Consider the following 339-nt stretch of genomic DNA (forward strand, 5'->3'; position numbering starts at 1 on the left):
GGCCGGCATGACCGGTACGGCAGATACCGAAGCCTTCGAGTTTCGCCAGATCTACGGCCTCGATGTGGTGGTCATTCCCCCCAACAAGCCGATCCAGCGGACCGATTACAACGACCTGGTCTACCTGACCCAGGAAGAGAAATTCCACGCCATTATTGACGAGATCAAGGATGTCACTGCCGAAGGACGTCCGATTCTCGTCGGTACCGCCTCCATCGAGGCCTCCGAACTGCTCTCCATGCTGCTCAAGAAGGCGCGGATCGAACACAAGATCCTGAACGCCAAGCAGCACGAATCCGAAGCCCATATCATTGCCCAGGCGGGCCGCCCCGGGGCGGT

Annotated in this window: 1 protein-coding gene; it reads left to right on the forward strand. The window is 59.3% G+C overall.

Annotated elements, in window-relative coordinates; translation table 11 throughout:
- Positions 1-339 (forward strand): preprotein translocase subunit SecA (locus B2W52_RS11770; protein WP_476738534.1); only part of this gene is annotated, 339 nt, incomplete at both ends.

The organism is Marinobacter sp. UBA2498, from assembly GCF_002341575.1.
GTDB classification, from domain to species: Bacteria; Pseudomonadota; Gammaproteobacteria; order Pseudomonadales; family Oleiphilaceae; genus Marinobacter; species Marinobacter manganoxydans.